The sequence below is a fragment of the Cupriavidus sp. 05L310 genome (assembly GCF_056398185.1).
In genome coordinates this window covers 21,885-34,762 of the sequence record NZ_JBFTOX010000024.1, presented here as the reverse complement: position 1 = coordinate 34,762, position 12,878 = coordinate 21,885, and the positions used below count along the sequence as shown (strand labels likewise).

At 56.8% G+C, this 12,878-nt stretch carries 15 protein-coding genes; 8 read left to right on the top strand and 7 right to left on the bottom strand.

The genetic code is table 11. The features are described from left to right. The first annotated feature begins 739 nt into the window (after positions 1–739). The 3 genes from AC1DS6_RS18460 (at position 740) to AC1DS6_RS18450 (ending at position 2,365) form a co-directional block, all read left to right on the top strand. Complete coding sequence (locus tag AC1DS6_RS18460) at positions 740–1,309, top strand: carboxymuconolactone decarboxylase family protein (RefSeq protein ID WP_441632285.1); 570 nt, start codon at positions 740–742, stop codon at positions 1,307–1,309. 255 nt (positions 1,310–1,564) lie between these two features. Beyond that, positions 1,565–1,891 (top strand): hypothetical protein, encoded by a 327-nt coding sequence (locus AC1DS6_RS18455; protein WP_441632283.1) that lies wholly within the window; start codon positions 1,565–1,567, stop codon positions 1,889–1,891. A gap of 339 nt (positions 1,892–2,230) precedes the next feature. Next, a complete protein-coding gene (locus tag AC1DS6_RS18450; RefSeq protein WP_441632281.1) occupies positions 2,231–2,365 on the top strand; it encodes a copper-binding protein in 135 nt (44 codons plus the stop codon). 1,075 nt (positions 2,366–3,440) lie between these two features. Here AC1DS6_RS18450 and AC1DS6_RS18445 read toward each other — a convergent pair. Continuing rightward, positions 3,441–3,884: a GNAT family N-acetyltransferase gene (locus AC1DS6_RS18445; protein WP_441632279.1), complete on the bottom strand. Its 444-nt coding sequence runs from the start codon at positions 3,882–3,884 to the stop codon at positions 3,441–3,443. A gap of 473 nt (positions 3,885–4,357) precedes the next feature. Here AC1DS6_RS18445 and AC1DS6_RS18440 point away from each other — a divergent pair, with 473 nt between their 5' ends. Next, positions 4,358–4,600 (top strand): cold-shock protein, encoded by a 243-nt coding sequence (locus tag AC1DS6_RS18440; RefSeq protein ID WP_477102889.1) that lies wholly within the window; start codon positions 4,358–4,360, stop codon positions 4,598–4,600. Between the two features lie 276 nt (positions 4,601–4,876). On the opposite strand, the gene AC1DS6_RS18435 is transcribed toward AC1DS6_RS18440, so the two are convergent. The 4 genes from AC1DS6_RS18435 to AC1DS6_RS18420 form a co-directional block, all read right to left on the bottom strand. After that, positions 4,877–5,242: a tetratricopeptide repeat protein gene (locus AC1DS6_RS18435; RefSeq protein WP_441632275.1), complete on the bottom strand. Its 366-nt coding sequence runs from the start codon at positions 5,240–5,242 to the stop codon at positions 4,877–4,879. Between the two features lie 207 nt (positions 5,243–5,449). Then, positions 5,450–6,046: a short chain dehydrogenase gene (locus AC1DS6_RS18430; protein ID WP_441629783.1), complete on the bottom strand. Its 597-nt coding sequence runs from the start codon at positions 6,044–6,046 to the stop codon at positions 5,450–5,452. Positions 6,047–7,194: 1,148 nt separating this feature from the next. Next, positions 7,195–7,434 (bottom strand): DUF2442 domain-containing protein, encoded by a 240-nt coding sequence (locus tag AC1DS6_RS18425; protein WP_441629781.1) that lies wholly within the window; start codon positions 7,432–7,434, stop codon positions 7,195–7,197. Positions 7,435–7,994: 560 nt separating this feature from the next. Then, positions 7,995–8,156, bottom strand: a complete 162-nt coding sequence (locus AC1DS6_RS18420; protein WP_441629779.1) for a hypothetical protein — start codon at positions 8,154–8,156, stop codon at positions 7,995–7,997. Between the two features lie 511 nt (positions 8,157–8,667). Here AC1DS6_RS18420 and AC1DS6_RS18415 point away from each other — a divergent pair. The 4 genes from AC1DS6_RS18415 to AC1DS6_RS18400 all read left to right on the top strand — a co-directional run bounded on the left by AC1DS6_RS18415 (position 8,668) and on the right by AC1DS6_RS18400 (position 11,420). Next, positions 8,668–8,871: a cold-shock protein gene (locus AC1DS6_RS18415; protein WP_441629777.1), complete on the top strand. Its 204-nt coding sequence runs from the start codon at positions 8,668–8,670 to the stop codon at positions 8,869–8,871. A gap of 382 nt (positions 8,872–9,253) precedes the next feature. After that, entirely contained in the window at positions 9,254–9,595 is a 342-nt protein-coding gene (locus AC1DS6_RS18410; protein ID WP_441629775.1) for a hypothetical protein, read from the top strand. An 871-nt stretch (positions 9,596–10,466) separates the two neighbouring features. Then, on the top strand, positions 10,467–10,838 hold the full coding sequence (locus AC1DS6_RS18405) for a PHA-granule associated protein 4 (RefSeq protein ID WP_441629773.1): 372 nt from the start codon (positions 10,467–10,469) through the stop codon (positions 10,836–10,838). A 210-nt stretch (positions 10,839–11,048) separates the two neighbouring features. Then, positions 11,049–11,420: a PHA-granule associated protein 4 gene (locus AC1DS6_RS18400; RefSeq protein WP_441629771.1), complete on the top strand. Its 372-nt coding sequence runs from the start codon at positions 11,049–11,051 to the stop codon at positions 11,418–11,420. Positions 11,421–11,642: 222 nt separating this feature from the next. Here the strand turns inward: AC1DS6_RS18400 and AC1DS6_RS18395 are convergent, their stop codons facing one another. Both AC1DS6_RS18395 and AC1DS6_RS18390 read right to left on the bottom strand, forming a co-directional pair. Continuing rightward, positions 11,643–12,083, bottom strand: coding sequence for a GNAT family N-acetyltransferase (locus AC1DS6_RS18395; protein WP_477102888.1), 441 nt, complete (start codon positions 12,081–12,083; stop codon positions 11,643–11,645). Positions 12,084–12,265: 182 nt separating this feature from the next. Then, positions 12,266–12,589 (bottom strand): H-NS histone family protein, encoded by a 324-nt coding sequence (locus AC1DS6_RS18390; RefSeq protein WP_441629767.1) that lies wholly within the window; start codon positions 12,587–12,589, stop codon positions 12,266–12,268. Positions 12,590–12,878 lie beyond the last annotated feature (289 nt).

The following is a 12,878-nucleotide window of genomic DNA, read 5'->3' as shown; positions in this document are numbered from 1 at the left end:
ACTTGGCGACCGTGTGGCCGTACCCCCAGAATTGCTGGCTTTTCGTGAATTTTCCGACACCAGTGTCAGCACTGCGGCAGCCATGAGGGTCGAACTCTAGCGTCTGCTTCCGCATGTATCGCCAGCTTTCTCCGTGCCTTCGAGCATTGGCTCACGGCAGGACGTGGCGGATATCCAAGCAATATGTCGCAGGAGTTCAACGGCTGCTATTAGCTAACCAGATGAGTGTTAGTGGCGCCATTTCGAACATAACGTCCGCTGCACTATTCCTCGCCTCGCGCCTGGACCGCTAATATTGAACGCCTTAATTCTGATATAAACGATTCTTAATTCCCACCCTGGACACTCGCCAAGTTCTGAGCCCAGGAAAATGAGACCAGCTCTTGTTCAATCCGCGAGAGGCGCACGCAGAGACCCCCCTCCCTGCATTTCGTCTGTTGCTATTTCACAAAACGATACGCAGGTCGGCAGTTTGTGACGTAGAGTTCAAGCGCTTTCTTAAGATTGTCATGAAGCGTATTGCAGTCAGCGGTTAGCAAGTACCTTAGTCCGAGGTCATGACACTTGTTGGGCCCTATGGAGCGCTGCAGCAATCAAGAACCGGAGTGATGGAGGGAAACATGAAAAGCACGTATGAGCGATAGGTCGAGGATGAGTGCCGAGCGTCTGCGGTGTGAGCGTTCATTGCCGACTCGTCGCAAGCAGACCAAACAGCAATCACCCAACTTAAACTTGAGCGATGAAGAACATGCTTGATGGTACTGGCCTTTCGCTGTGCGTTGCCGAACATGAAATCGTGCCTGCCAATGATAGTGACACCCGTTGCGAGGCAATCGATGAGACGGACGCCATCCCGACCACGAACGCCCCCATGGCCGCTGCGCCAGCATTGTTTGCCACGTACCAGATTTGCTGCCGGGCGTTGAGTCAGGACTCAACCCTGAGCCCGCTCGAACAGCGTGTTGTCTTTCTCGTACTCGCGGTTGCTAGTGGCCGCAACTACGATAGGGCGGCATCTGGCGAGGCCGCCTGCATCGCCAGTGAGACATTTGGAAAGATAGTGGCGGCAATCCGTGCCGGCAAGCCTCTGGCCGATGCCCGGCTTCGCGCCCTCGTCAGCTTTACACGGGCCATGTTCATCCATCGCGGTCGCCCTAGCGAGCATGAGGTCAAGACATTTTTTCATGCTGGCTACTGTGAAAAAAATATTCTGGACATCATTCTGGCAATCGCGGCGAATACGCTAGACAGCTATACCAGCCACGTATTCCATTCGAAAGCCAGCGGACCCGCGTTGTCGGTCGGCTAGCAGGGTCGCTACAGTATCGTCAAAATTTCCTGGCAGGGCCGAAGGCATGTACAGCAAGTTGTAGCCTCAATCACGGCCCTGGAAACAGCTTCGCATGATTACACCGCCCCGGAGTTTGGGAGCGGCTGTGTCGTATAAATTCCAAACAACCTGTTTTGCGTTTGAAGCGGGCGCCTGATAGCATTTTGTCGGCAACCATCGCCGATGGCCGGGACAAGTAAAGTTACACCCGCCTAATCTAATCCAGAGAAAAGAATGAAACGAATCGCAATCATTGGAGCACTTGGCGGTGCACTACTCGTAATCGGTTCCATTGCGCAAGCGCATGTAAACGTGGATATTGGAATCGGCGTTCCTGGCGTCGTCTACGCAGAACCAGCGCCAGTCTATGCGCCCCCGCCGGTGTACGCAGCACCGCGGCCAGTCTACGTTTCTCGCCCTGTGGTCGTGATTCCTGCGCCCGTCTACACCGCCCCCTACTGGCGGAAACGCGATAATGACGACCACCAAGGCGAGCGGCACTGGCACGGGCGGGGCCGCCGTGAGCACGGTGAACACCGCCGGCACGGGCACGACGACTAACAGAAGAAACCGCCCCGCAAGACAGGGACAGACTCGCGCCTATGGGCGAAACGGCAGGGCAAAGAGAGAGACCGCGCTGCAAATACAAGGGCATCAGGATGCCGCTTTCTACCCAGGGATTCCGCGTGAGGCACCGCCTCGCGCGAATGCGGATAGGCTCGGCGCACAATCCGCAACGACAGTTGCGCTGCTTGTCCCACTCTGAAAGAGGTTCTGACGCAAGACAGTGGCCGACCGTTGACCCTTGACGGCTTCGGAGGCACGGCCCTTGCTGAGCCTCTAGGTTGACGCAGCAAATGGCAAGGTACCCTCAAACACGGCCCCATTGAGAACCTTGGCATGTCGGCCATGACGATGTCATTCCCGGTGAAGGATAAAGCGAGCCTCTCCAAGCCGAAGGAAGGCGATAAGGTCAATGCGACCTTCGATAAGGTCAACAGTGGCGCTACAGTTATCCGCATTGAACCAAGGTAAGACCAGGGAGCGCGAGACGCCAGATATCAATGCCGCGCCCACGGCTAAATCGCAAGGCCCATCAACCGGCGTGCGCCGCGCGCCAGCTCCCTCCTTAAACGACACTCTGGCGCAAGGCGCTAGCCTACCTAAGAACTTTACGAGTTCTAAATATTGATTTTTATAGGACTCTTGCTGAGGAAGAAGTTTTTAGCAAACGTAGGTATCGAGTTTAGCCATTTCCCGCCCGAGTTAGCGCTTTCCGGCCTGCCAGTGCCGAGCCCCGCTGCCGCACGACCACATTCCAACGGGGTCTCGCGCCACCTAATCGAAGCTGCTTCAGCCCAGTGCTGCGTCCACCGCTGTGGCAAGTTCAATCGCGGTCCCGTCCAAACTTTCACGGCCTTTCGCCAAGCTGGTGAGCAGCCGCGCGTGCAGCAAGTCGGCCAATGGCACGGGCACCGTGACCCCCTCGCATTGACGGACCCAGGCCTTAGCCTGACTCAACGGCCACCTGGTGGGACGATTCCCAAACTTGTGTCACGTTAGCCATATCCCCGCAGCGAGCGGAACCAGGTACCTGTGGGCGCGCTTAGGCGCGAGCGGCGCCGATGTGACCGCTCTGGGTAGGCTCTCCCAATTGCGCCGTACCCCAATTGAGGTAGTCCGAATGACCGAGGTTGCGACCACGAAACTGGGGGGGGGTGCGTTCATACCCTGCTACCATCCCCGAGATGGGCCCAGCTGCAAGCACGGGGGGAAGCGGCCATCAAATTCCCTAGCAGAGACATCCCCAAGGCGCGCGCAAGATTCGGTGGGCAGTGCGATGCTTAATGCTTTGCGCCACGGCACCACACCAGTAAGCCGAAGTACACGGGTGCGCACCTCCCTGGGCTCGGGGTATCGCGAAACATGCAAGGGAAGTATCTCCATATAAACGCGCCGCCGCACCTCATAGCTGAGCACACCTTTCGTGTCACGGCGAATCAACTCTGCGTGCGCCACCTGTATATGCAGATATAGCGCACGGAAGACCAAGGCAAGAACCAGCGCCGCTGCTATCAGCATCACGATGCTCGTTAGTCGCCATGGGGCTTCAATCGAGTCGACGGCACATGTAATGCGTCCTCGCGCCAAAGCGTCGAAGGAATTCCTTCGATAGCTGCATTTCCTGCGGCATGTCGTCCAAGGCGGTAAGCGTAAACCCGAAACGGGCAAAGAATGTGGGATGCTCAGGCGTGAGCACTGTAGCCTTGGTGCAGCCATTGGCACGGGCGCGCATCAAGATGGCCCTTACAAGGTGGGTGGCAACGCGGTGACCCCGGTACTCACCTAAAACCGCGACGGCTTGGATGATGGCCGTCTCGCCATACATTTCGCCGCAGGCGCAGCCGATTACGTTCTCACCTAGGACGGCCAGACTGCAAAAGCGCCCCGTGGTGTCTATATCGCCGCTCGGCAAACCGCAGGAATGGAACACCTGCGAGATGGCTTGCATATCTGCCGACCTGGCCGCACGAATCCGCATATCTTTTATCATTCTTTTTATCCTGCCTTCCGACACACGTGCAAACCTTGAGGCAGTATGTCGCAAGAATTAGAGGCATGCCATCGGCCAAATGTATGGGTAGCACTGCTTCAACCATAATCTCCGCCTGCGCTATTCTTCGGCTTTCGCCGAGCGCCAGCCAACGTCGAATTAATTAATTCTGATATGAACGATTTTTAATTCCGCATGCGACGGCCAAGTGAAGTCCTGAGTCCACGACAAATGAGGCGAGGTTCCGCTCACACGTCGCGATTGGTTCCATCAGACCCGAGCCTCCTATGCTCAAGTCTTATCCCAAAGGACATCACTCCCACCAGCATCCCACCCTCGCCCGGTTGTCCATCGCCGAAGGTAAACCCGAGCGACGGACCGCTTGGTGCTAGGGAGGCGACACGATATGCTAAGGACACAAAAGCTGCTGGCAGCGAATCCCGCGCCGGAGCTCAGCGTTTTGACAACTTTCCTTGCATGCAAGTTTGCATGCTTTTGGCTTCGAGGATGAGAGGGCAACTGGTATCGTGAAGTGGTTTAACAACGAGAAGGGCTACGGCATTATCACGCCGGACAATGCCGGCAAAGACCTGTTCGCGCATCACTCGGAAATCCAAGGTGCCGGGTTCAAGACGCTCGAGGAAGGCGCGAAAGTAGAGTTCGAAGTCACGCAAGGCCAAAAAGGCCCACAAGCATCAAAGATTCGTAAGCTATAGGCGCTCGTGTCCAGCAGTACAAAATGAGAGCCTTTCTAATAGCGCCACCCATTTCACATAGGTGTTGTAACCGGGGTGATTGCCCAGAATCCTTGCAAACGGTTTGCAGGAATTTTTATTTTCGGAGATTTTTTTCGGAAGCACGCCCCAGCCCTGAACTGAGGTGGCCGCATTCCATCGGGCTCTCGCGCAGCCGAAGTCAAAGTGAGGTTGACTCTCGAGCTCGGGCGGCAGATTGGGCAGGTGTTGCTCGGGCGATACTTCTCTCGTGCACGACTACGTCTTGGCCTCCCCTGACTGACCGCCAGCAGCGCTTGATTGCCGGTCCAAACGTCGAAGACGCACAATCATTTCTTTTTCAGCTTGTTTGTCGCCATGGTCTCTCGCGGCTTCGATTCCCTTCCGAAATGCTACACGCGCATTCGCATCTTGGCCGAGGTCCACGTAGAGAACCCCGAGGGCCCGCCAAGCGCCAGAATAGTGCGGGTCTAACTCGGTAGCTTTGACAAGATGAGGAACGGCAGTGGCCAACTCTCCTTGTTGCTGGTACGCCAGTGCAAGCGTGACTCTGAGCAGAACGGAGTCCTGGCCAGCGGCGAGTCGTTGCTCCAGCGGCGCTATCGAGAAATTTGGCATGGTCATGGCCCTCCTCCCTCTCGCCCGACAAGCGTACTGCGGACCTATACACTGGGCCCGTACCGCGGCTTCGTTTCAAGGCCAACGCGCGAATGAAGGGAACGTGGTCGGCGAGAACGGACACGATGACGAATGTTGCTGGATGGCTTACCGCCAACTTCGTACCAACCACACTTTGCCATGGAACTTGGAGCGGCGCGTCGACGATGCGATTCAGTGGGTGACCGAGACCACCTGCCCGGAAATGTCTTCCAGAATACATTTCTGGTAAACCTGTGCGACCACCGCCGCCTGAACACCCTTTGCAGGGTCGCGTCCCATCGCTTCGAGCGTCTCCGACACCCATCCCGGGCTGACGACATTCACGCGAATCTTGCCTTGCAATTCGAGCGCTGCTGCCCGCCCGAACGCCTCGATGCCGGCGTTCACGGTGCTCACTGCAGCGCCACCGAGCATCGGATGCTGCGCGAGCAGGCCACTGGTGAGCGTAACCGAGCCGCCCTGGGAGATGTATGGAACCCCATACCGGACAAGATTGACTTGCCCCATCAGCTTATTGGCTAGGCTGAATGCGAAGTCATCGTCGGTTAGGGCTGCCAAGGGAGCAAATTTCACGGTGCCGCCTACGCAGACCACCGCGTCAACCGTGCCCACTTGTTTGTACATCGCCAGAATCGACTGCTTGTCGGAGATGTCCACTGAGACCGCCGAACGGTTACGACTGGCCCCTATCAGCTCATGCTCTTCCGAAAGTAAGCCCACAATTTCTTTCCCAAGGAGCCCTGTGGCTCCAACGACCAGTATGCGCATACGCCCTCCTGATGAGAGATGATGGGGTTAGCCAGCGGCCCCACAGTACCCAACTCGTTTTCAAGACGAAATAGCCTGTCGCACAGCATACGCCTTGTCGCAACTGCGCGGAGGCAGTCCGTGGTTGAGCACTGAGCGCCAAGGAATAGCCACACTCGCGCAAGCAATCGCCCTGCCATTCCCGTAGCCAGTGCATTTGCGGTAGCTATCGGGCACAGGAGAAATTGCCCCAGATACGAAAAGTAAGGTCGTCGGGAACACGGTGTCCCCGGCGAACCCCGTCCCAATGCCGTTCTCGCCGTCTTCTATCACTCCGACAACATGGCGCTAGGAAAAGTGCGGGGTGAGACTGGTTTCGACGCGCATCATCAACTGATAGCACTAGGCTTCGTTGATTTCCTTGAGCCACGCGCCTGCATCATTGCATTTGTACTGCAGCACGGTTCGGAACGCGCTCCGTGCCTGCACCAACACAAATTTCCCGGCGCGCGTCTATACGATGCGATGGCGGGAACGTTCACATTGCCAACGAAGAGGTTTCCAGAGTGGAGGCCCGTCAGGGCTTTGACCAGAGCGCCACGAGTGCATAGATAGCGGCTGGCATAAGAAGAAGAGCGGCTAGCCCCAAGTAGTACCTTGCACCGTGATGAGGTGGCTGCGCATGGAAATGGTGAACTATCAGCTTCATATTGTCCTACCCATTGGCTGAGACTATAGAAAGGACGCTTCAAGCATAGGCATTTCTCGCGTACTTGCATTGGCACAAGCAAGCTGTATGCCCGCCGCCGCAAGAAGGAGACCTTCAGTGCGGCAACCACGCCCCAGTCCGGAGTGAACTGCTGCGCGGCAATCTTTGGCCGACCTGAGACCGTTGCGCCCATGCAGGCGGGAAAATCCAACCCAATGCGCGCCTGCGCGCCTGCAGAAGAAGAGGCAATAAGGGAGCTGCATGAGGAGACGAGCACTGATGGGCGGTGCTACTGCCTTTCTGCACCCAGGTTGCGGGCAGGTGCGGGGTGGTAGATACTGAACACGGGTGACCTGCGAGGGTTGCCCGACTTCTTCGTGGACGTTTGGCCCTTGGTCTACCCGGCTGAGGGCATCTTTTTCTGTTGGGTGGTTGCTTGCCGGTATGTGGCCAAGGCGGGCTACCTACGTTGCCACGGTAACCTTGCGAGAGTCTTGAGCAGCCCCACGACGCTGACGTCCTCGTCGATGGCGTCCCAATGCAGACCAGTCGCCGAAATGCGAACAGCTTGACGTTGTTCCGGAGTGACTTTCGCAAGTTGAGGAAGCCACGCTAGCGGAACGCGAAGGCTCCGGCCGTCTGAAAGGTCCACGGTAAAGCTCGCCTCATCACAGTGCACCGCTACTGCGCAGGGGTCCATGGCATTGCTCCAAAGGCGGATGTGGCCAGAAAATCAAACTCCTTCGATGACACGATATCACCCCCTCCACGGCTGAAAACTTATCGGAAACACTGCCCTGTGCAGACAATGCCACCCTGCGCGATTTGGAATCAGGGAGAGCATCGCTCTACGCGCGGCGCGCGAGACCACGAGCCTTCAACGAAACGGGGGACAGGGCCGAGGAGGGATTTCCCGGATTCTCACTCGGATGGCCTTCCTCTTACACTCACGGCCCTCATCATTACCTTCGTTAGAGCTACATAGGGTGCGCGTTCGTCCCCCAAAAAAAGACCCGCGTCGCCGGAAGCTGGTGACGCGGGTGGTAGCAGGACTACATCGCCAGTCTATGAAGAATTAAGAGTTATTAATCTGAGAATTAACCAGACTTTTCCGGCTTATCTCTTGGCCATTGCGGTCTTCACCACCGATGGCATGGTAGGCGGCCCGCAAGTCCCCATAACGCAGCGCTAAGGTTAACCCGCACCCCGGTGATATCAGTCTTATTCGGCACTTGCCTGACACTGAGTTGTCATCTGGGTTCAGTTAAATGCGCGAGCGGTTACTGCAGCGTCATCGGCGAGTTCATCGCCGCTGCCGGCCAGCAACACTCTGGCATGCCTGCCACAACAAAAAAGAACGCCCGTTCGCGAGACACCGCCAAGCGAAACCGGGCATAGCAAAATTTGAAGGTCAATATGCATCAAGCTCTCGTTTCTCCGATGACCACGAACGACGCGTCGCTACCCGGCGCTCGCAGCGGGAGAAGGACTCGCTGGACTGTTTCGTCTGGCATCGAGGCCCTGCGCCACGAAGCGGCAAGGCTGCGGGCAGCGGCTCAGGCAAAGTTGACCCTAGCCGGCACTCTTGCCATGCCCCGAAACCCTACTGACTTGCTTCAGCAGGCCGCGATGCTCGACAGGGGTGCTGACGTGCTGGCGCTGACCAACTGGAATTGATTCAGTTCGCTTTCTCCTTTCTCAAATTAGGATATGCGGTAGCGAGCAGTCGCTCCATTTTCAGCTTGAGCGCCCCCAAGGCGCGCTACAGTGGTAAACCCTAGACCGGCTTGGCTGCAAGGCGTTTCCTCGGATATGCTGGTGACTCGGACGACTTTCCTGCAATCGAGGGCGAGATTCCCATGGTGCAGTATTATGTCTAGATTGGGTTTTTATTTCTGCATGCGGTATGCATGCGCGTTGCTTCGAGGATGAAATGGCGACTGGCATTGTGAAGTGGTTCAACAACGAAAAGGGCTTTGGGTTCATTACGCCCGACGGCGGTGGCTCGGATTTGTTTGCGCACCACACGGAAATCCAGGGTACGGGATATCGGTCCCTGGATGAGGGCGCCAAGGTGGCATTTGAGCCGAAGCAAGGTCCCAAGGGCTTGCAAGCCTCGCAGATTCGCAAGATGTAGTCGCCGTTGCACCTAGGCAGTCGAGATGGAAGAAAGGCCCTTCGCCGTGACGAGGGGCCTTTTTATTTCTGGCAACACTCTGCCGCTCCGGCGCATCCACACGAGCCAGCAGCCAACTGCAACCAATACGCCAATCGCGGCTCCGCAAATAATCTACGAACACGTCGCAGTAAAGGCCCTTCTCCGGCCGTCAAAACCCGTACAAAGCCCAATGCCCCGGACCGGTCTTATCAATCACAATGAGTGACTGAGACAAACTGACCCTGACCTGAACGTTTGCTGCAAGTACATGACTACGACCGGCCTGGTGGAACGCTAACGAAATGGCACGCAAATTGCCTGACCCAAATAAGGGAATCCGTTCTCATTGGGGAGAATCATCGTGCTGACAGTCATGGTTCTGCTGGTATTCGCGCTTGTCATGCGCGCCCTATACTTGCATCTGCACTTCGCGCGCGAAGAGTTGGTTCGACGCGAGGAGAAAGGGATGCTCACCTGTGAGGTCCGGCGGCATGTTGGCATGGAGGTGCTTCCATCGCACGTTTCCGAGTATCCCGTCCCCAGAGAGGTGCGTATTCGCGTCGTCAGGTTCACCGTCATAGTGCTATGGCGCAAGGAGTATCACATTGCCCTGCCTGCCGATGCCTGCACGCACCTTGGAGATATCTCCGCCGACGAAACTGATGAGCGCTTCCCTGCTTGGGTGCAACACCGTCCTTCCTAAGCAGGGGAGGCCTCACTCCTCGCCGCGAGTGGCACGCCCCCGGACTACCCAAAGCTGAGGCCTTACTCCGACCTCGACGCGGAAATGCTCAAAGCTTTCCCCCTGCCGTCACGGCTCTTCGCCGCCAGTCGCGTAACCAATCTGGTCGCCCGCACGTCAGTTTTTCGTATTGGTGGCGCGTCGCGCTACTTCGCAGCACCGACCATGTAGTCCACCGCGGGTTACACCCCCGTCACCCGAGCCCCCCACGTCCGTAGAATGCCCGAATTTTATCGCCGACCGACCGGACGGGATGCGATAAGTTGAAGTCCGCAAGTTGCCGTCACCGCGTCAAAATAACTTTCAAGTCAGATTTGTAAGCCGGCACAGCTTTGTCACTCTGGGTGTTGCCAACAGTAGCATTTGACAACAACCAACGGCTGCGCGATGGGATTCATTGCAACGGTAAGCAATATTGAAGAGTCGCGGCGGGCTTCCTGGAGCCCCGTTTGGCATCGACGGGGACCCCTCAATGCCAACCTACGCTCCGTTCGGCCTCTCAACCCAAATTGGGTCGGATACTTCCTTAGCTGGAAGCTTGCGGCCTCGCCCTCAATGGTCTGGCAGAAGTCAAGTGCCGGTTGGTTACGCGGGTGGTCACAATGACATTGTCGCCAGTACATATTGACTTTGATTTTTTTTACGTCAGAATTAAATAACACTTTAGGCAGATGGGCCGCTCTCCGCGCTTGCAAACGAATTCCAGCAAGGCCGCACGCGTGACGAGCGTCCTGCCATTGTACAAAGTGGACAGACGGCATTGAGTTGAATTCAATAGCATGCAGAAATAGACCGGTGACCCGTACGTCGGACGATGTAAGTGGAGACAGGAATGACGACAGCCCGAGCTGGAACCAAAGGAGAAGCCGTTAGGCTCTTGGCGGCAGAAGGGATAGCACGAGTCGAACTGGATTACGAGTTAGGTTGGCAGGATGCAATTGAACTCGGGCGTTTAGGCCAGAAGGCTGGCATCTGCGTGGAGTATCGCGGGCACGAGAACATTGCTGTGAGGTCCCACACTGCACTTATCGCGGGCCTCATTCGACCGAAGGTCTCCTTCAGACAACGAAATCTCTACTGCCAGTTCGCATTGACCGAACTGACAGCCAAGGACTTGGCGACCTTGGAGACAAAGGCAATGAAGCTGGGAGACTACATCCTGGCTGGGCATCTACTGCGGGAGGTCGATACAGTTTGGGCCTGAGTAGGCTCCGCTTGAGCGGAGCTTCCGTATCGACAACTTGCGCGCCCAGTTCTTGGCGCTAATTGTCGTGCCTCAAGGCAGTCAAGTTCAGCATAGCGCCACAGGGAGAGGCCATAGCGTCCGAGTGCTTCGCGTCTGCACTTCTGGTTGTCGTGACTTGGCTTTCCCGCTATATTCCTTGGCAACGTGACCCATAGACGAGATTTCGCCGTGACCGTCCATGTTGCGCACAATCGAGCCAATGCGCTTGAACAGATATTGTCACAGGTGACTGGAACGGTTGACCTGGACTATGAGGCCGGTTGGGAAGATGCCCTCGAACTTGGAAGGGTTGGGCAAAAGTACGGCGTCGCCGTTCAGTTCAGGACCCTTGAACATATCGCCGTGCGCACTCCAGAAGCCCTGGCTCAGGGACTGCGAGCACCGAAGAATACCTTCAGGCAGCGGCACCTCTATTGCCTCTTCGACCTAACCTTGATGACCGACGCGCTCCTGACGGAGCTGGAGGCACGTGCCATCGAGCATGGTGATTACATCTTGGGTGGCCACCTACTCAAGGAAGCCACGCTTGTCTGGGAGTGAGCGAAGACGCCAGCCGGCGCCACGAGCTGTACCTGCTGGCCATTCCAGTTTCAATGCGCACGCAGAATGCGAGGCCATCTAGTGCCTGACTTTGGTCATGGCATTCAGAGGCAATGCCGCCATCGGCTTCGAAGCCGGCTTGGCTTTGCGTGCCAGCTCGTCGACGTCGTGCAATTTAGCGCGCAGTTTTCCAGCTAGACATTAGCACCGACCTGCGCAACGCTAGTCGGTGGCGATTTTCAGTTTCCTGCACCCGTCGAATCGTCGCATGAACGTCTTGGACAGCCTTACTTCCTCAGGCATCGATTCAAGCTCGGCAAGCGAAAAATCGCAGTGATTACGGAGACCGAGCCGCCCAGCAGTGATGAGCACTGCCTTAGTACAGCCATCTGAGCGAGCACGCGTCAGCACGCTGCCGACAAGATGGGTTGCAATTTGATGACCTCGGTATTCATGGAGCACGCCGACGGACCGCACGACAACTGTCTCTCCGTATTGCTCAGCACAAGCACAACCCACCACCCGTTCGCTTAATACGGCGATATGAAAGAAGCGCGACCCCTGGTCGACGGCGTCGTTAGGCAAGCTACAACACTCGAGAACATCCACGATAGCGGACCGGTCTGCCTCTCCTGCCGCTCGAATCTCCACACCTCTCATCATCTCCGGCATCTCCTCGTGTCATATTGCGAGCTGAATACGGCAGGGAAACACATAGATGTAACACCCAAAAGTGTCGGCTTCTAGGCTAACACTTGCGTCAGGCAAATGGAATGCGCGGGACAATGCGGTGCCAGCGTAGACCAAGAAATCTCTACTTAGCCTACGGATGCCCGCGCTCCCGCTCACGCCTCTGGAATCAGAAACTTGTCGCGATTCTTCCCGAGCCAAGCCGGTGCCCGACCACGTCCAGTCCAGGTGGCGCCAGTCTTGGGGTCCACATACTTTGGCGGCAGCGAGGCCTTCTCCTTAGCCGGAGCCTTAGGCGTGCTACCAGCCGCAGGGCGTCCACGGCGACGTTTCTGTGCAATGTCGTCGGCCGTCAACTCGTACTCTGCCATCAAAGCCTGGATTTTCTCAATGACGCCAGCGACCTCGCTTTGACGAACTTCGGCGAGCTGGGTCTCCAGCTTTTCCTTCTCTGCCAGCAATTGCTTGTAGGTAGCCATGCTGTCTCCTTGGGTTGATATTGGAGCCATCGTACCTGAGGTCGTTAAATATCGCGACTATCAATCGATAGCGGTGACGAAGCTTCGCATCTGACGGCCAAACCGCCGCCTCGCTCTTATAGGACCCCAGAAAGGGGACTACCGGCGCACGTTCGATACCATGAGTGCGCAGATGGCTGATGGACGGTGCCGCCCTAGACGAATGAAATACACTATCCTGACAGCGCCACCGGGCTAACAGGCGGCTCTGGGCGGCTACCGACATGGGATGGCGCGTCAACACGTCTAA